The organism is Thalassolituus hydrocarboniclasticus (genome assembly GCF_025345565.1).
In the GTDB taxonomy this organism is placed as follows: domain Bacteria; phylum Pseudomonadota; class Gammaproteobacteria; order Pseudomonadales; family Oceanobacteraceae; genus Venatoribacter; species Venatoribacter hydrocarboniclasticus.
This window is the reverse complement of the sequence record NZ_CP054475.1, coordinates 2,826,362-2,844,809: the sequence shown is the minus strand read 5'-3', so window position 1 is coordinate 2,844,809 and position 18,448 is coordinate 2,826,362. Positions and strand designations below refer to the sequence as shown.

The following is an 18,448-nucleotide window of genomic DNA, read 5'->3' as shown; positions in this document are numbered from 1 at the left end:
CATAACCAAAGACGGAAGAATCCCGTTTGGTTTAAGGAATCATTATTATCCGGTGGAGAAGAACAGATGACTGTACAAGCATCTCTTGCAGGGAATGGGCGGGAACTGACGATTAAAGTCGACGGACGTTTTGACTTCAGTGCACATCAGGAATTCCGTGATGCTTATGAAAACATGGCGGCGGATGTACAAAGCTATGTTGTTGATCTCGGTGGAACATCCTATCTGGATAGTTCGGCGCTGGGAATGTTACTACTGCTAAGGGATCATGCCGGTGGTGATAACGCCGACGTACGCATTGTGAACTGTAACCAGGATGTGCGGAAAATACTGACGATTTCAAATTTCGAACAGCTGTTCAAAATACAGTAAGTTAACATTGCATGGATGCCATTAAAGTTCTGATTGCGGATGATAATCAGATTGACCGGATGGTGCTGTCGCGCATAGTGCGTAATCAGGGTTATCAGGTGCTGGAAGCGGAAAATGGTGTTGAGGCAGTTCATGCCTTTGACCAGCACCGGCCGGATATCATTCTGATGGATGTTATGATGCCGGTGATGGATGGCCGTGAGGCTGCTCGTCGAATTAAGGCGGATGCCGGAGAGGATTTTGTTCCGGTCATCTTTCTTACCTCTCTTACTGATGCACAGAGTCTTGCTGATTGTCTGGAATCCGGCGGCGATGACTTTCTCAGCAAACCTTATAACCACATTATTTTACAGGCAAAAATCAGCTCGTTTTATCGTATGCGGGAGATGCACCGCACCGTTCAGCGCCAGCGGGATACCATTGCCAGTAATAATGAACACCTTCTGCATGAGCAGCACGTTGCCAAGGCAGTTTTTGACAATGTTGCTCATGCCGGCTGCCTTTCGGCCCCGAATATCCGCTATATGTTATCTCCTCTGGCCGTTTTTAATGGCGACGTATTGCTGGCTGCACGCAAGCCTGCAGGTGGTATGCATGTTTTATTAGGGGATTTTACCGGGCATGGACTGCCCGCCGCGATTGGCGCTATGCCATTGGCTGAAATATTTTACGGCATGACGGCGAAGGGCTTTGCGCTGCGCGACATTCTGCGGGAAATTAATCTGAAGTTAAAAGGCATTCTGCCGGTTGGGTTCTTTTGCTGCGCCGTGGTTGTTGATCTGAATTTTGACCGTAAATCCGCCAGTATCTGGATGGGCGGCGTGCCGGATTGTTATATGTTACGCCAGCAGGATACGAAGATAGAGATTCTTAAATCGACTCATTTGCCTCTGGGCGTGCTCAGTAATGAACAATTCAGCGACACCCTGACAGAATATTCTATGGATCACGGTGACCGGTTGTTTGTATGGTCAGATGGCATTATCGAAGCCCGGAATCCCGCAGGCGAAATGTTTGGTGAAGAACGTTTAAAAGCTGTGTTCCGCGAGGCTTCGGCTCCAGCGCATGTATTTGATGATATTCAGCATGCTTTGGCTGACTTTGTCGCTGACAGTGCCCGCGATGATGATACAACGTTGCTTGAACTGCGGATGATCGAAGAGCATGAACTTGAAGATGTTTCTCTGCAGCTGGCATCAGGACCTTTATCCGGCCCGGTTGACTGGCAGATGTCTTACCACCTTGGCTCTGAAACCCTGAAAAACTTTAACCCACTGCCTCTGATGATCCATATTATGATGGAAGTTCCCGGGTTGCGTTTAATGGGGGGGCAGCTGTATACCGTCATGGCAGAGCTGTTTTCCAATGCTTTTGAGCATGGCGTGCTGGGGCTTAAGTCGGAATTGAAGCGTTCATCGGATGGTTTTATGCAGTACTACCGTGAGCGTGAAGCGTGCCTTGCAGAGCTGCGTGAAGGGTATGTCATTATCAGTATGAATCATCAGGGGGATGGACGCAGTGGCCGGTTGATACTGAGGGTGGAAGATAGTGGGCCGGGCTTTGATTATTCTTCCGTGGCCGGGCAGCAGCGTGAAATCGCCGCTGAACCTTACTGTGGACGTGGAATCCCTTTGGTCAATCAGATTTGTGAATCACTGGAGTACAAGGGCAGAGGCAATATCGTTGAAGCAGTGATACGATGGCCACAAATGTTGGATGGGAGACGATGATGTCACTGGCAGAGCACTTTGACCCTGAGTCACTGGATATGCTCCGGGAAGTTATGGATGATGAATTCTCAGACCTGATGCGGGTATATATTGATGATTCCCGGCAGCGTCTGCCGTTGCTGACACAGGCGCTCCAGCAGCAGGATGCCAGGCAACTGCGCGAGCTGGCCCACAGTTTCAAAGGTGCCAGCAGTAATGTCAGTGCCAATGCTCTGGCTCAGCTTTGCTTTCAGCTGGAAATGGCCGCCCGGGAAGGACAACTGCAAGGCGCTGAGGAGCTTATTGCTCAGATCGAGGCTGAATATCTGGCTGTTGAAACTCTTTTGCAGGATATGCTGTAAGTCATTTTTGCTGTGCCTTTGGCACAGTACCTCTTTTGCTGGTCTGTTTTTTCCTTTCTTTTTCAATCTGGCCCGGGCTTTGCCTATAGCTACAGGTAAGCCTTTACAGGTCTGAGTAACGGAGATTGGAATGAACGCGACGGGATCAGCTTCCAACGCAACGGGTATTCTGCTGTCACTTGGTATGACGACAGAGCAGGGTTTGTCTGGTCTGGGCGGTGAGAGCGGGGGCAGTGACTTTTCATCGATGCTGTCACAGTTGCTGCCGGATGCTCCGGGGGGGGGCAATGCTTTGCTGCTGCCGGAAATGGATGGCATACAGACCTTGCCGCTGGGGCAACAGACTTTGCCGCTTGCCGTGCCGCCGGATACTGCAAGCGCAGATGTGAATGAGCTGCTGGGGCAGATTGGCTTTACCATCGAGGTTCGCGCTGCAACAGATACAGCCAGTGCTAATGCTATGCCACTGACGTCGCTGTTGAGTGAGCGCGTAGAGGTGCAGGATATGCGCCCGCTGGACGAGGATGACGATGCTGCACTAACAGGAACTGACTCCGGGAATGACACTCCGGTGGCGGTGCTTGCTCCGCTGATGCCACTTCCCCCTGCCGAACCTCAGGCTGTCCGTGATCTGCGGCAACAGCAGGCGGGTGTCAGTGTAACGTCCCATTCCACGCCAGCAAAAGCAACGAATTCCCGGCCTCTGGTGGCGGAGGCTGCACAGGCCGGTGGGGATGAAGCGCTGATTGATGAAGAGGGTGGCTTTCTCCTGCCTGTCGAAGAACGTCCTCTGCAGCAGGGGAGTCAGTTATCCGCTCAGCAGGGATCTGCAGGAATTCAGGGAATGACAACGTCACCACAGGGTGGCACTAATGCCCAGCTTCCTCCTGCTCTGGCTGCTACGGTTGCCGCAACCGTTGATGATGGCAGCAGCGACAGCAGTTTTGTCACGGAAAGTACAGATACACAAACAGACACTGAGCTGCATGCACAGCGTCTGCAGGTGGCCCGGGATAAGCTGGAGTTCGGACAGGATCGCCGCGAATGGGGCGGTGCGTTGGGTGCCCGCATTATGACCATGGTGGCTGAGGAGGTGCAGCAAGCACGGATTCAGCTTGATCCGCCGGAGTTGGGTAGCCTGGAAATTAAATTGCACGTCAGCCAGGATCAGGCCAGCGTTCAGGTTCAGGCGCAACATGCTCATGTGCGTGAGGTTCTCGAAGCTAATGCTCATCGTCTGCGCGATGCGCTTGCGGCTCAGGGGATTGTGCTGGACGGATTTGACGTCAGCGAGCGCGGTCAGGGCGGTGCTGATTCGGGTCAGTCCGGTGATGGTGCGGATGCTCAGGGCGGCGACGACTGGCTGGCGGACGATGCATTAACTGAAGACAGGCCTCAACCTCAGGTCAGCAGTAATAACCTGCTCGATACCTTTGCCTGATAATACGCTGCCAGCGCCTTTCAGCGGCGCTGGTTTTTCTTTCTTCTGCTTTATGCCGTGGCGGATGCTGCGCTGCGTTATCGTATTTTTCCTTTCTTAATTTAGCTGCAGCACTACCTGAGTATCGCCGTATTTCCGGCACCTGCGGCAGAACCTTCTAGACTTACAGCAGCTTTCACGGGTTATTGGCCGTAATGCGATGGATTTTTGACGAAAATCTATGGCACAGCTATTGCTAAATTGACATTCAAAGGGGAGATATTCCGATATGGCAGCAGAACAAGATCTGAAACTCGAAGGCGGTAATGCAGCAGCAGAAGCGCCGGCCGCCGGCGGTAAAAAGAAGCTGGTCCTGATTATTGTGGCTGTTGCATTACTGGTTACGGCAGCGGTTGGTGTGACACTGTTTCTGGTCAGTGGTGACAGCAGTGGCGATGAAGACACTGCTGCAGCAGAAGAAAGTGTGGTCGAAGAGCCATTGCTGCCTGCACAGTATGTGATCCTTAAACCCGAATTTGTAGTGAGTTTTCAGGTTGGTTCACGACAGCGTTTTCTGCAGGTGAGTATTGATGTGATGACCCGTAAACAGGCGATTGTTGATGCTCTTAATCTGCATGAACCCATGATCCGTAACGATATCATCCGGGTCATTGGTGAACAGAATTTTGATCGTCTGCGCACTGCAGAAGGACGTGTTGAATTGCAGGAATTATTACTGCAGCAGGTCCGGCAGATCGTACAGCGTGAATCGGGTGTTGAGGGTGTCGAAGCCCTTTTATTTACCAATTTTGTAATGCAGTAAGGGACACAGAGCGTGCAAGATTTACTGTCGCAAGATGAAATTGATGCGTTATTGCACGGTGTCGACGAAGGCGATATTGAGCCGGAAGATGACATTGATGCTGCAGGGGTCAAAGCCTACGACCTGACCAGCAACGACCGTATTGTCCGCGGTCGTATGCCAACGCTGGAAATGATCAACGAACGCTTTGCACGCTATACCCGCATCAGCATGTTTAACTTTTTACGCCGCAGCGCTGATGTTGCATCCGGCGGTGTTCAGATTATGAAATTTGGTGAGTACGTACACACCCTGTACGTACCAACCAGTCTTAATCTGGTAAAAATGCGGCCGTTACGTGGTACCGCATTATTTATTATGGATGCCAAGCTGGTATTTAAACTGGTCGATAACTTTTTTGGCGGTGATGGCCGTCACGCCAAAATTGAAGGACGCGAATTCACACCAACAGAAGTGCGTGTGGTACAGCTGGTTCTGAGCCAGATGTTCAGTGACATGATCGAGGCCTGGGGGCCGGTCATGAAACTGGAATTTGAATATGTCGGCTCCGAGGTAAACCCGGCGATGGCTAATATTGTCAGCCCGAGCGAAGTGGTTGTGGTCAGCACATTTCATATCGAACTCGATGGTGGCGGCGGTGATCTGCACCTGACCATTCCTTACTCGATGATTGAACCTATCCGCGAAGTACTGGATGCGGGCGTACAGAGTGACGTGGATGACGTAGATGAGCGCTGGTTGCAGTCATTGCGTGAAGATATTCTGGATGCCCGTGTACCGGTTCATGGCACGCTGGTTGATCGCTATATCACCCTGCGAGAGGTCGCTGCGCTGAAAGCCGGTGATATTATTCCCGTGGATTTACCGGATGAATTTATTCTACAAGCCAATGGCGTACCTATTTTCCGCGGAAAAATGGGTATTTCAGATGAAAATTTAGCGGTCAAAATTATTGATCAGCTCAAAAGCAGACGGCGCTGACAGGAGAAAAATATGAGTGATGACAACGAGAAAGACCTGCCAGAAGAAGAAACTTCTGCGATGGACGCTGATGCTCTGGCGAATGAGGTTGCGGCTGGTGTTGCTGATGCCGGTGATGATGAAGAAGCGCTGGCCGATGAATGGGCGGCAGCGATGGAAGAGGCTGGTGAACTGGATGGGGATGACGGCGCTGATGCCGCTTCCGATATTCGCCAGGTCGAACTGGATGAGCTGCATGATGACAGTAAGCCAACCGGTGATAATGGCATTGGTCCGGAGCTTGATGTCATTCTGGATATTCCGGTCCGTATTTCCATGGAAGTCGGGGCAACACAGATTCCTATCCGAAATTTATTACAGCTGAATCAGGGGTCAGTGGTAGAGCTTGACCGTCTGGCGGGGGAGCCTCTGGATGTAATGGTCAATGGTACACTGATTGCCCACGGTGAAGTGGTAATGGTGAACGATAAGTTTGGTATTCGTCTGACGGATGTGGTGAGCCAAAGTGAACGTATTCAGCGCCTGCGTTAAGGCGGGCTTAATTGCCACGACACTTCTGAGTGCAGCATTTGCTCAGGCTGAAGCGGCGCTGCCGTCGGCACCAGATCCGTTATCATCGGTTGGCAAAGTTGTCATTTTTCTTCTGCTGATTGTTGGTCTGATTCTTTTTCTGGCCTGGCTGGTCAATAAAACTCAGGGACAGCGGTTGGGCGGTGGTAACGCAAAACTTAAAATGGTTGCCGTTCTGCCGCTGGGAATGAAAGAGAAGATTGCGGTTGTGCAGGTCGGTAATAAGCAACTGCTGGTGGGAATTACACCGCAACAAATAACCACCTTAGCGGAACTGGATGAGCCATTGACGCTGGATGAGGGAGCTGGCTCTGTCAGTTTTCAGGATCTGCTGAAAAAAGCGATACGCTCATGAAAATAACAGCCCTGATTAAAATCCTGTTGGGCAGTAGCCTGCTGATGCTTCCATTGCTGAGTATGGCGGCTGATCCGCAGCCATCTTATCTGGGCATTCCGGCGGTTGTGTATAAATCGACGGATAGCGGTGGCGAATATACGGTCACCATTCAGATTCTGGCGATCATGACCATGTTGTCGGTGTTGCCGTCTCTGCTGATTATGATGACGTCATTCACCCGCATTATTGTCGTTATGGCTATTCTCCGTCAGGCGATTGGCCTGCAGCAGACACCGTCAAACCAGGTGTTATTAGGACTTTCTTTATTTCTGACCATTTTTATTATGATGCCGATCTTCCGCACGATTAATGCGGAAGCGGTTCAGCCCTACCTGGCCGAAACGATTACACCATTGGAAGCTGCAGAGCGTGCAATTAAACCCCTGCATGAATTTATGCTGATGCAAACCCGGGAAAATGACCTGCAGATGTTTATGCGCATCAGTGGTCGTGATGATATTGCCGGGCCGGAAGAAACACCGATACATATTCTGATTCCGGCGTTTATTACCAGCGAGCTGAAGACCGCTTTCCAGATCGGATTTCTGATATTTATTCCCTTTCTTATTATTGATCTGGTGGTGGCCAGTATCCTGATGGCGATGGGTATGATGATGCTGTCACCCATTATTATCTCTCTGCCATTTAAAATAATGTTGTTTGTACTCATTGATGGCTGGGTTTTGATTATGGGCACCATGGCCAACAGTTTCGGAACGGTTTAGGGGGCGCTATGACACCATCTGAGATTGGCGATCTGTTCACCCATGCGCTTTACCTGGTGCTTGCAATCGTGGTTGCAATCATTGTTCCCAGCCTGATTATTGGTCTGATCGTCAGTACTTTTCAGGCTGCAACCCAGATCAACGAACAGACACTGAGCTTCCTGCCGCGCCTGGTCGTTACGCTGCTGGCTATTATTGCTTTTGGTCCCTGGGCGGTGAATGCGGTACTGGATTTCACCAAAGAAATTTACACCAATATTCCCTTTATTATCGGATAACCTGTGCTGGAACTGGATGCGCTGGATGTCAGTCACTGGATAAGCCGCTATGTTTATCCGTTCGCGCGGATTTCCGGGCTGTTAATGGTAATGCCGCTGATCGGCACGCGTATGGTATCGCAGCGCGTACGTCTGATTCTGGCGATCACCATCACGCTGGTGGTTGTTCCTGTACTGCCTCCTTTTATCAAAGTCGATGCACTGTCGCTTGCTTCGCTGATTATTATTCTGCAGCAATTGCTGATCGGTATTCTTCTCGGTTTTGTCGTCGAATTACTGACGCAGGTTTTTGTTATCGCCGGACAACTGATTGCGATGCAAACCGGTCTGGGGATTGCGACGACGGTCGATCCGTCGCAGGGCGCATCGGTGGTTGTTATCAGCCAATGGCTGTTGTTTATGATCAGTCTGGTGTTTTTGTCACTGAACGGGCATCTGGTTCTGATCGAAATACTGATCGACAGTTTTTATACCATGCCGATAGGCTTTGATGGCTGGACACAAAAAGAGCTTGGTCTTGTAGTAACCTGGAGTGGCTGGATGTTTGCGGCAGCGCTGGTTATTGCTTTGCCGGCAATGACCGCCCTGCTGATTGTTAACCTGGCATTTGGCGTGATGACCCGCGCAGCACCACAGCTGAATATTTTTGCATTGGGTTTTCCGGTCACCATGATTGTTGGTTTATTTATTTTATGGCTCAGCATGGGAGAGATGGCACAGAGTTTTCAAGGCTATATGGACACGCTGTTTGAATTCATCAAAAAATTGACGGAGATGTCCTGATATGGCGGAAGATTCCGGTCAGGAGAAAAGTGAAGAACCCACGGCGCGAAGGTTAGACAAAGCCCGTGAGGAGGGTCAGGCTCCCCGTTCGAAAGAGCTGAATACCACCATGGTGTTGTTATTGGGCGCTTTGGGTTTATTGGCTTTTGGCCCCTGGATGGCCGAGCATATTAACCATATTGCCCGCTTCAGTTTTTCTCTCGAACGTGAAGCGGCCTTTGATCAGAGCGTTATGTACGCCCACTTGGGCGCGTCATTATGGCAGGCGACGCTGGCGCTGACTCCCTGGCTGATACTGGTGCTTCTGGCGGCCTTATTCGGACCGCTCGGTGTTGGCGGCTGGATTTTTTCCACTAAAGCACTGGCTCCCAAGCTTGATCGTCTTAATCCGTTAAGTGGTCTTAAGCGCATGTTCTCTATGAATTCATTGGTTGAGCTGGTGAAATCCTGGGCCAAGGTTCTGGTGGTTGGGCTTATGGCCTGGCTGGTGCTGTCGGCCTATTTCGAGGATGCAATGCTGTTGCAGCATAAGGAAGCTGAGCCGGCGGTAAGTGGCGCTGTTCATATTATTATCTGGAGCGTTATTTTTCTTTGTCTGTCTACCGTGGTAATCGCCATCGCCGATGTTCCCTGGCAGATATACAGTCATACCAAAAAACTGCGTATGACGATGCAGGAAATTAAAGACGAATATAAAGAGAGCGAAGGTCGTCCCGAAGTTAAAGGACGTATCAGACAGTTGCAACGGGAAGCATCGCAGCGCCGCATGATGGCAGACGTACCGACAGCCGATGTGGTGATTACCAACCCGACACATTTCGCTGTCGCTTTAAAATACGAATCGGACATGATGCGCGCCCCGACCTTAGTCGCTAAAGGCTCTGATCAGGTAGCGATGAAAATCCGTGAGATCGCCAAAGAAAATAACGTGCCACAGATGCAGGCCCCGCCACTGGCCCGGGCGCTCTATACACACGGTAAAATCGGTGAAGAAATTCCCGAAGGTCTGTATGTCGCGGTGGCCCAGGTTCTGGCGTACATTTATCAGATGGATCTGTATATCAAAGGGCGTGGGCCCAGACCCGAGCGTAAACCGGATATGCCGATTCCGCGCGACCTCAGGGTTGACCCTGAACCACAATAATCCCTTTAAGAGCCGGCAATGCCGGCTTTTTTTATCGATATTTTTCTGCCATTGGAAAAATGGGAAAGGTTTTTGCAATACCCTCTGCCAATGATGTTTTTCTGACGGATGTGGTCATGGCAGTAGCCTCAAAAAATCAGGTGATGGGTCAGCTTAAGGGTGGTATGTCACTGCTGGCTCAGGGGAATTTAAGCATTCCCGTGATGCTGCTGGTGCTGTTGGGCATGATGACGCTGCCGCTGCCACCGTTCCTGCTGGATACCTTTTTTACATTCAATATTGCCTTATCCATTGTCGTGTTGCTGGTGAGTGTCTATGCCCGCCGGCCGCTGGATTTTGCTATTTTCCCGACCATTCTGCTGGTCGCTACTTTGTTGCGTCTTGCGCTGAACGTTGCATCGACGCGGGTGGTATTGCTCTATGGCCACGAAGGTGGCGATGCCGCGGGTAAGGTGATCGAGGCGTTCGGTGAAGTGCTGATCGGCGGTAATTATGCCGTGGGTCTGGTGGTCTTTATGATCCTGATGATCATCAACTTTGTGGTGGTTACCAAAGGTGCCGGCCGGGTATCGGAAGTCAGTGCCCGCTTTACCCTGGATGCGATGCCTGGCAAACAGATGGCGATTGACGCTGACCTGAATGCCGGACTGATCGATGCAGATCAGGCGAAGATCCGTCGTGCCGATGTTGCGGCAGAAGCTGACTTTTATGGTTCGATGGATGGTGCCAGCAAATTCGTAAAAGGTGATGCGGTCGCCGGTATCCTGATTCTTATCATCAACGTCGTCGGTGGTTTTGGTATCGGTATGGCTCAGCATGGTCTGAGTTTTGGTGATGCTGTCTCTGCTTATACCCTGCTGGCCATTGGTGATGGTCTGGTTGCTCAGATTCCGTCGCTGCTGCTGTCAACAGCAACTGCCATTATGGTGACCCGTAATGGTGGCGACGAAGACATGGGGCAACAGGTCTTCGGGCAGATGTTTGCTTCTTCGCGCGCTCTGGCGGTCGCTGCCGGGCTGATGTTTATGATGGGTATCGTGCCCGGTATGCCGCATGGCGTATTTCTGGGTGCCGCCCTGATTGCCGCCAGCGTTGCTTATTTTATTCACTGGCGCAAAGACGGCGGTAAGCTCGGAGATGCGATTGCCCAGCGTATCGGCGCTCAGCCGAAGGCGGCTGAAGCGTTGCCGGCGGGCAGTGGTAATGCACTGGCGGCGCCAAAAGAAAAAGCCGAAGCCGCAATCAAGCAAATGGAAGTGAAAGAGCTTGGCTGGGATGACGTTGAGCCGGTCGATCGTGTTGGTCTGGAAGTCGGCTACCGTCTTATTCCGCTGGTTGATAAAAATCAGGGCGGCCAGCTGCTGAACCGGATTAAAGGTGTGCGGCGCAAACTGTCGCAGGAAATGGGTTTCCTGATGCCTTCTGTTCATATCCGCGACAACCTCGATCTGCTGCCTAATCAATACCGCATCACCCTGATGGGCGTCACCCTGGCGGAAGCCGAAATCTATCCGGAGCGTGAAATGGCGATTAATCCGGGCCAGGTGTTTGGCAAAATCGACGGCCTGGCAGCTAAAGATCCGGCTTTCGGGCTGGATGCTTTCTGGATTGATGCAACCCAGAAAGATCGGGCCCAGACCCTTGGCTATACCGTGGTGGATGCCAGTACGGTTGTCGCTACCCACCTGAATCAGAAATTGCAGCGCCACGCGCATGAGTTGCTGGGTCATGAAGATGTGCAGCAGCTGGTTGATATGCTGGCCAAATCGTCACCGAAACTGGCCGAAGAGCTTGTACCTAATACCTTAAGTATCAGTCAGTTACTGGCGGTATTGCAGAACCTGCTGCGTGAGCACGTACCTATCCGCGATATGCGCTCTATTGCCGAGTCTTTGGCGAATAGTGGCAGTCAGAGTCAAGATACCGCCGCTATGACAGCTGCTGCACGCCTTGCCCTGAGCCGCATGATTGTCCAGAACATCTTTGGTAATGCGGATGAACTGGTGGTTATGACGCTGGATCCGGGGCTGGAACAGTTGTTGCTTAAAACCCTTCAGCAAAGCGGACAGCAGGCCGGACAGTATGGTCTGGTGCTGGAACCGGGAATGGCCGATACCCTGCAGCGTTCTCTGGCTGAGGCGGTACAGGCGCAGGAAATGGCAGGTAATCCGGCGGTGCTGCTGGTCACCAGCCAGCTGCGTGCGGCGATGGCCCAGTTTGTACGTAACAGCATTGAGCAACTGCAGGTGCTGGCGTATCAGGAAGTTCCGGACAACAAAAGTATTACCATTGTCGCCAGTATTGGCGGCAAATAGGCCCTTACGAATCATGAGTGCTGACTATGAAAGTTAAACGCTTCACCGCAGCCAATATGCAGCTGGCACTGCGTCTGGTCTCCCAGGAACTGGGAGCGGATGCGGTCATTCTGTCGAGCAAGAAAGTAGCGGACGGATTTGAAGTGGTCGCCGCTCTGGATTATCAGCCGGGCCACGAGCAGGAGCGTGCGGAAATTGAGCGCCAGCTGCGCCTGCAGCAGGAGCTGGAACAGGCGAAAGCGGCATCCCGCGAACCACAGCCAGCGCTGAAAAAACGTGATGAGCGCTATGAAGAACGTATGGCCTTTGCTGGCCAGAGCGACCTTTCCAGTACCGAATCGCTGTCTGCAGTATTAAGCGGCCTGAAAAATGATGATTTCCGTCGTACGGCGCCTGCCAGTTCCGGCAAGTCCAGTGCTGACAATAGCCGCAATGCCACTGAAGACAGTATGTTGCGCCAGCGTGCGGATCAGGAAGGCGAGTGGTACAACAACGTTATTCAGCAAATGAGCGGGGAGCTGCGCGAGCTGAAAGACTGGATGGTCAGCCATCAGGGCAGTGCCTGGGATACCCACCGGCCACTGACCTGGCAGCAGTCACAATTGTGGCAGCGCTGTCAGGATGTCGGGCTGGAAGCGGCCTGGGCGGATCGCGTTGCCAGTCGTATTGATGGTGATGTCCCGCTTGAAGATGCGTGGAAAAAAGCGCTGAAGCTGATTGCCTCTGATCTGCCGGTAGCACCGAACGGATTGCTGGATCGCGGTGGCATTTATGCTCTCGTCGGCCCGACCGGTGCAGGAAAAACGACAACCATCGGTAAGTTGGCAGCACAGTTTGTGATCCGCCACGGCGCTGAATCGGTGGCTTTGATCACCCTCGATAATTACCGCGTAGCAGCACACGACCAGCTGCGCACCTTTGCCCGCATTCTTGGTGTAACCCTGCATGTTGTGCCGGTCAATGGTGACCTGAGTAAGGTACTCGACAGCGTACGTGATAAAAAGCTGGTGTTGGTTGATAGCGCCGGACTGGCAAGTCAGGATCCACATTTTGCTGCGCAATTGTCTATGCTTAAACAGGCCGGAGCGCGTCTGAAAAAGCTGCTGGTATTGCCTCTGACCAGTCAGGGGCGTTGCCTGCAGGAAAACTATGAACATTTTAAAGCAGCAGGTTTGGCGGGTTGTGTGTTTACCAAGCTGGATGAGTGTTTCAGTCTTGGGCCTGCCATGAGTGTGTCGGCGCTGACCCAGCTGCCGGTCACCCTGGTGACTGATGGTCCGCACATCCCTGACGATGTGCATTATCCGGATGCTGAAAAACTGGTGAAACTGGCGGAGCAGATGGCGCGTATGGCGCGTACCCGCTGGCAGGCCGCCGAAGCCATGAGCTTCGCCACTCAGCATTCCAGTATTCAACACGGAGTATAACGACTAATGGCAAGGCATCCTGTGCAGGTCATCGCGGTCACCGGCGGTAAAGGTGGTGTCGGCAAGAGCAATGTCTCGGTCAACCTGGCTATCGCCCTGGCCGAAATGGGACGCAGAGTGGTGGTTCTCGATGCGGATCTGGGGTTGGCGAATATTGATATTCTGCTGGGTATCAGTTCTAACAAAACCATCGAAAATGTTCTGTCGGGCGAATGTGATCTGCGTGATGTGATGGTTAAAGGACCGGGCGGCATCCGTGTTGTTCCCGCGTCTTCCGGTACACAGAAACTGTCACAGCTGAATGCACTTGAACATGCCGGCCTGATTCAGGCTTTCAGCGATATTGGCGATGATATTGATGTGCTGATTATTGATACCGCGGCCGGAATTTCCGACAGTGTGATGAGTTTTGTCCGTGCTGCGCAGGAAGTGCTGATGGTGGTCACCGATGAACCAACCTCAATCACCGACGCTTATGCGCAGATCAAACTGCTGAATCGTGATTATGGGCTGTTCCGCTTCCGTATCGTTGCCAACATGGTTCGTACACCGCAGGAAGGTAATGCTTTATTTGCCAAACTTACTAAAGTGACGGATCGTTTTCTGGAAGTGGCTATGCAGTATGTCGGCGCCATTCCCCAGGACGATGCGCTTAAGCGTGCTGTGCAGCGCCAGAAAGCGGTGATCGATGCCTACCCGCGCTCCAAAGCGGCGACAGCATTCCGTGCGCTGGCTAAAAAAGTAGATTCATGGCCACTGCCTTCAACCCCCCGGGGGCATCTGGAGTTTTTTGTAGATCGGTTGGTTCAGGAAGCCGGGGCATAACGAGTGTCAGTAGGAAGTTGTCTGGTGTATTCCGACGTACAAAAACACGATTATGAACAACTGGTGCGTGAGCATGCGACGCTGGTAAAGCGTATTGCTCACCATCTTATCGGCCGCCTGCCTGACAGCGTGCAGCTCGATGACCTTATTCAGGCCGGTATGATTGGCTTGCTGGAGGCTGCACGTAAATACGACGGTGGCAAGGGTGCCAGTTTTGAAACCTACGCCGGTATCCGCATCCGTGGTGCCATGCTGGATGAAATCCGCAAAGGTGACTGGGCACCACGCTCGGTTCACCGCAATTCCCGCCGTATCAGTGAAGCCATTAAACAGATCGAAAGCGCAAAAGGCCGTGATGCTGAAGACAGCGAAGTCGCGGGCTTTCTTGGCATCAGTCAGGATGAATACCACGCGATTCTGAAAGACAGTGCCGGCTGTCGGCTGTTCAGCTTTGAAGAGGTTGTGGAGAAGAGCGAATCAGGCTTCGATGTCTTTGAGGATGAATCTCCGAATCCACTGGATGGCATCGAGCGTGAGTCCTTTCAGCGTCAACTCGCCGACGCTATCCGTCATTTACCCGAAAGAGAGCAACTGGTACTCGCACTCTACTATGACGAAGAACTGAATCTGAAAGAAATTGGCGCTGTGCTGGGTGTCAGTGAATCAAGGGTCAGTCAGCTGCACAGTCAGGCAGCTCATCGCCTGCGTGCCCGTCTTGGCGGCTGGTTGTCCTAACTCCTTCCTGTTATTGAAAAAAATCTTTTCTGAGCGCTTTGTTTCTGGATAAAGCGATAACTGTGTCTACACTAAACCTTAGGAACGACTTGGAATATAGAGAGTCGATTACTGGAGGTCGTTTTGGACAAAAACATGAAAATTCTGATCGTTGATGATTTCTCAACGATGAGACGAATCGTCAAAAATCTGTTACGCGACCTGGGGTTTACCAATACCCAGGAAGCTGACGATGGCACAACCGCACTTCCCATGTTGCAGAATGGTGATTTCGACTTCTTAGTGACGGACTGGAACATGCCTGGCATGACAGGTCTCGACTTGCTGAAGAAGGTCAGGGCCGATGATCGCCTGAAAACTCTGCCGGTACTGATGGTGACCGCGGAAGCCAAACGTGACCAGATTGTGGCTGCTGCGCAGGCAGGAGTTAATGGTTATGTTGTGAAGCCTTTCACCGCTGCAGTGCTGAAAGAAAAGATCGATAAGATCTTTGAACGTGTCGAAGGTTAACCAGGAAGACAACTTGATGGCCGGGATCAATCTGGATACCGATAACAGCGCTGTCGGCTCTGAAATCAAAAGCCTTGCAGAAAGCATGCTCAGGCAGCTTGAGCTTGGTGATCTCAGCAAGGCGGTAGCATTGGTTAATAACCTCAACGAGGTTCGTGACCGTACGCTGTACAATGAGATTGGCCGGCTGACCCGCGCTCTGCATGAAGCGATCAAAAATCTGCGGGTCGACTCGGTGGGCGCGGGATCTGAGATCGATAATGCAAGCGATAAGCTGGCCTATGTTCTGGAAATGACAGATAAATCGGCCAACCGCACTATGGACCTGGCCGATGCCGGTATGCCACTGGCAACCGACATCCATGACCGGGCCAGTGCATTATCGGTTGAGTGGCAACGTTTCCTTAATAAAGAATTAAAGCCGGATGAATTCCGTGCTTTAACCAAAGATATCAATCAGTTTCTGATCGACAGTGCGAATCAGTCCCAGAGATTGCAGGGACAGCTATCTGATATCGTGCTGGCACAGGATTTTCAGGATTTAACCGGTCAGGTTATTCATAAAGTCGCCGCATTGGTAACGGATGTGGAAAGCCGTCTTGTACAGCTTGTTGCGATGGCCGGTAACGTCGATTCCATTACCGGAATAGTTCATGCCGATCTTGAAACGGCTGAAAAGCCGACGGAAGGCGCCAATATCGCTGCGGAGGGACCGCAGATTAATAAGTCCAGTGAAGACGTAGTTGCCAGCCAGGATGATGTTGATGACTTACTGTCCAGTCTTGGTTTTTAAAGGAGCTAACGGATGAGTTTCGATGCTGATGAAGAGATTCTCCAGGATTTTTTGGTTGAAGCCGGAGAAATTCTTGAGCTGCTCTCTGAACAACTGGTCGATCTTGAACAACGCCCACACGATAAAGATCTGCTGAATGCTATTTTCCGCGGCTTTCATACTGTTAAAGGCGGTGCAGGGTTTCTGCAACTTAATCCGTTAGTAAACTGCTGCCATGCTGCGGAAAACGTTTTCGATACGCTGCGTAATGGCCATCGTACCGTTAATTCAGATCTTATGGATGTGGTGCTGCAGGCATTAGACAGCGTTAACGAAATGTTCGAAAGCGTTCGTTCCGGTGCCACACCAGAAGAAGCCGATCCGGAATTAATTGAACGGCTGCATAAACTCGCATTGCCTGAATCGGAAGACGAGGCAGCAGCTGATACACCTGTAAGTTCAGAGACTGATGTGGTCGCGGAAGAGGTCGCCGAGCCAACAATGGCAAGTGAACCTGTTATGTCAGCTTCTGGTGATAATGGCGATATCACTGACGATGAATTCGAACTGTTACTGGATGCACTGGACGAAGAAAAAGCGAATGCCGGGGCTTCTGATACAGCACCATCCGCACCTGCTGATGACGACTTTTTTGATATCGGCTCAGACACTACAGACACCAGCAGCGACGAAATAACCGAAGATGAATTTGAAGCATTACTGGATCAGATTCATGGCAAAGGAAAGCATGCTGCTGCGCAGAATAACGACACCGTACAATCAGAACCGGAGCCCGCTGCTCCGGCAGCAGAAGTATCTGGCACCGGTACAGGTGGTGATGATCTTATCAGTGACTCTGAATTTGAAGAATTACTGGATCGTCTGCACGGAAAAGGCAAGCACTCCAGTGCTCCGGGGGCTGCTGAAGTGGATGCGTCTGCTGATGCTGAAGTACCTGCAGCACCGGTAGCGGCAGCAGCTCCGGCGGCAGAGGTTAAGCCGGCTGCAAAAGCAGAAGCAAAGCCAGCACCTAAACCAGAAGCGAAGCCCGCAGCTGCCAAGGCACCCGCAGTGCCGGAAGAGAATAAACGCCAGGATAAAGATGCCGCTGCATCTGAAGCCACTGTGCGTGTTGATACCAAACGCCTTGACGACATCATGAATATGGTTGGCGAGCTGGTACTGGTCCGTAACCGTCTGGTTCGTCTGGGACTGAAAAGCACAGATGAGTCGATGGCCAAGGCTGTAGCCAATCTGGATGTGGTTACCGGTGATTTACAGGCATCCGTTATGAAAACCCGGATGCAGCCAATCAAGAAAGTATTTGGCCGTTTTCCGCGGGTTGTACGCGACCTGGCCCGCCAGCTGAAAAAAGAAATTAACCTGGAGTTGCGCGGCGAAGAAACGGATCTGGATAAAAATCTGGTCGAAGCTCTGGCCGATCCACTGGTTCACCTTGTACGGAATGCGGTGGATCATGGCGTGGAAATGCCGGATGTGCGTGAGAATAATGGTAAACCACGGGTTGGTACTGTTGTCCTCTCAGCAGAGCAGGAAGGTGATCATATTCTGCTGATTATTCAGGATGACGGCGGCGGTATGGATGCTGATGTTCTGCGCCGTAAAGCCGTAGAAAAAGGCGTGATGGATCAGGACGCTGCAGACCGGCTGACTGAAAATGAATGTTTTAACCTGATTTTTGCCCCTGGTTTTTCCACCAAAGAGCAGATATCCGATGTATCCGGCCGTGGCGTCGGTATGGATGTTGTTAAAACAAAAATTTCTCAGCTGAACGGGACTATTAACATCGATTCCCGTCCCGGTGTTGGCACCAGTATCCGCATTAAAGTACCGCTGACGCTGGCGATTATGCCAACACTGATGGTTATGCTGAAAAATCAGGCATTTGCATTCCCATTGGTCAGTGTGAATGAAATTTTCCACCTTGATCTGACTAAAACCAATATTGTTGATGGTCAGGAAGTGGTGGTTGTTCGGGAAAAACCGATACCTTTATTCCATCTGAAGCGCTGGCTGATCAAAGGTGAAGCTTATGCTAAAGCCGATGAAACTGCGCATGTCGTTGTTGTTTCTGTGGGTACCAAACGTGTTGGCTTTGTAGTCGATCAGCTGATTGGCCAGGAAGAAGTGGTGATTAAACCTCTGGGTAAAATGCTTCATGGTACTGCAGGTATGGCTGGCGCAACCATTACAGGGGATGGCCGGATTGCATTAATTCTTGATATTCCAAGTATGCTTACCCGCTACGCATCCTCCCGGCACTCAAGCGCAGCATAAAG

Annotated in this window: 19 protein-coding genes; all 19 read left to right on the top strand. The window is 51.5% G+C overall.

Going from position 1 to position 18,448, the window contains the following annotated elements; all coding sequences use genetic code 11:
• The first annotated feature begins 66 nt into the window (after nt 1–66).
• Nucleotides 67–372 carry an STAS domain-containing protein gene (locus HUF19_RS12755; RefSeq protein WP_260996969.1) on the top strand — a complete coding sequence of 102 codons (306 nt, stop codon included), beginning with the start codon at nt 67–69 and terminating at the stop codon, nt 370–372.
• Between the two features lie 11 nt (nt 373–383).
• Nucleotides 384–2,102 (top strand): ATP-binding SpoIIE family protein phosphatase, encoded by a 1,719-nt coding sequence (locus HUF19_RS12750; protein ID WP_260996968.1) that lies wholly within the window; start codon nt 384–386, stop codon nt 2,100–2,102.
• Entirely contained in the window at nt 2,099–2,443 is a 345-nt protein-coding gene (locus HUF19_RS12745; protein WP_260996967.1) for an Hpt domain-containing protein, read from the top strand. Before HUF19_RS12750 ends, HUF19_RS12745 begins: the two co-directional genes overlap by 4 nt.
• A gap of 130 nt (nt 2,444–2,573) precedes the next feature.
• Entirely contained in the window at nt 2,574–3,884 is a 1,311-nt protein-coding gene (locus HUF19_RS12740) for a flagellar hook-length control protein FliK (RefSeq protein ID WP_260996966.1), read from the top strand.
• A 268-nt stretch (nt 3,885–4,152) separates the two neighbouring features.
• Nucleotides 4,153–4,686: a flagellar basal body-associated FliL family protein gene (locus HUF19_RS12735; protein ID WP_260996965.1), complete on the top strand. Its 534-nt coding sequence runs from the start codon at nt 4,153–4,155 to the stop codon at nt 4,684–4,686.
• Between the two features lie 12 nt (nt 4,687–4,698).
• On the top strand, nt 4,699–5,667 hold the full coding sequence (gene fliM / locus HUF19_RS12730) for a flagellar motor switch protein FliM (protein WP_260996964.1): 969 nt from the start codon (nt 4,699–4,701) through the stop codon (nt 5,665–5,667).
• 12 nt (nt 5,668–5,679) lie between these two features.
• Entirely contained in the window at nt 5,680–6,198 is a 519-nt protein-coding gene (gene fliN / locus HUF19_RS12725) for a flagellar motor switch protein FliN (RefSeq protein ID WP_260996963.1), read from the top strand.
• Nucleotides 6,173–6,592: a flagellar biosynthetic protein FliO gene (gene fliO / locus HUF19_RS12720; protein WP_260996962.1), complete on the top strand. Its 420-nt coding sequence runs from the start codon at nt 6,173–6,175 to the stop codon at nt 6,590–6,592. The genes fliN and fliO overlap by 26 nt, the downstream gene beginning before the upstream one ends.
• Nucleotides 6,589–7,359 carry a flagellar type III secretion system pore protein FliP gene (gene fliP / locus HUF19_RS12715; RefSeq protein ID WP_270049422.1) on the top strand — a complete coding sequence of 257 codons (771 nt, stop codon included), beginning with the start codon at nt 6,589–6,591 and terminating at the stop codon, nt 7,357–7,359. Before fliO ends, fliP begins: the two co-directional genes overlap by 4 nt.
• A gap of 8 nt (nt 7,360–7,367) precedes the next feature.
• Entirely contained in the window at nt 7,368–7,637 is a 270-nt protein-coding gene (fliQ, locus tag HUF19_RS12710; protein WP_260996961.1) for a flagellar biosynthesis protein FliQ, read from the top strand.
• 3 nt (nt 7,638–7,640) lie between these two features.
• Nucleotides 7,641–8,420: a flagellar biosynthetic protein FliR gene (gene fliR / locus HUF19_RS12705; protein ID WP_225693526.1), complete on the top strand. Its 780-nt coding sequence runs from the start codon at nt 7,641–7,643 to the stop codon at nt 8,418–8,420.
• Nucleotide 8,421: 1 nt separating this feature from the next.
• Nucleotides 8,422–9,564 carry a flagellar biosynthesis protein FlhB gene (flhB, locus tag HUF19_RS12700; RefSeq protein ID WP_260996960.1) on the top strand — a complete coding sequence of 381 codons (1,143 nt, stop codon included), beginning with the start codon at nt 8,422–8,424 and terminating at the stop codon, nt 9,562–9,564.
• Between the two features lie 143 nt (nt 9,565–9,707).
• The gene (gene flhA / locus HUF19_RS12695; RefSeq protein ID WP_270049446.1) at nt 9,708–11,879 is read left to right on the top strand and encodes a flagellar biosynthesis protein FlhA; all 2,172 of its coding nucleotides are present in this window, start codon (nt 9,708–9,710) and stop codon (nt 11,877–11,879) included.
• A 26-nt stretch (nt 11,880–11,905) separates the two neighbouring features.
• Nucleotides 11,906–13,306 (top strand): flagellar biosynthesis GTPase FlhF, encoded by a 1,401-nt coding sequence (flhF, locus tag HUF19_RS12690; RefSeq protein WP_260996959.1) that lies wholly within the window; start codon nt 11,906–11,908, stop codon nt 13,304–13,306.
• Between the two features lie 6 nt (nt 13,307–13,312).
• A complete protein-coding gene (locus tag HUF19_RS12685) occupies nt 13,313–14,131 on the top strand; it encodes a MinD/ParA family protein (protein WP_260996958.1) in 819 nt (272 codons plus the stop codon).
• A gap of 3 nt (nt 14,132–14,134) precedes the next feature.
• On the top strand, nt 14,135–14,866 hold the full coding sequence (locus HUF19_RS12680; RefSeq protein WP_260996957.1) for an RNA polymerase sigma factor FliA: 732 nt from the start codon (nt 14,135–14,137) through the stop codon (nt 14,864–14,866).
• A 135-nt stretch (nt 14,867–15,001) separates the two neighbouring features.
• Nucleotides 15,002–15,376: a chemotaxis response regulator CheY gene (gene cheY, locus HUF19_RS12675; protein WP_436317714.1), complete on the top strand. Its 375-nt coding sequence runs from the start codon at nt 15,002–15,004 to the stop codon at nt 15,374–15,376.
• Nucleotides 15,377–15,392: 16 nt separating this feature from the next.
• On the top strand, nt 15,393–16,169 hold the full coding sequence (locus HUF19_RS12670) for a protein phosphatase CheZ (RefSeq protein ID WP_260996955.1): 777 nt from the start codon (nt 15,393–15,395) through the stop codon (nt 16,167–16,169).
• 12 nt (nt 16,170–16,181) lie between these two features.
• Nucleotides 16,182–18,446: a chemotaxis protein CheA gene (locus HUF19_RS12665; RefSeq protein WP_260996954.1), complete on the top strand. Its 2,265-nt coding sequence runs from the start codon at nt 16,182–16,184 to the stop codon at nt 18,444–18,446.
• The last annotated feature ends 2 nt before the right edge of the window (nt 18,447–18,448 follow it).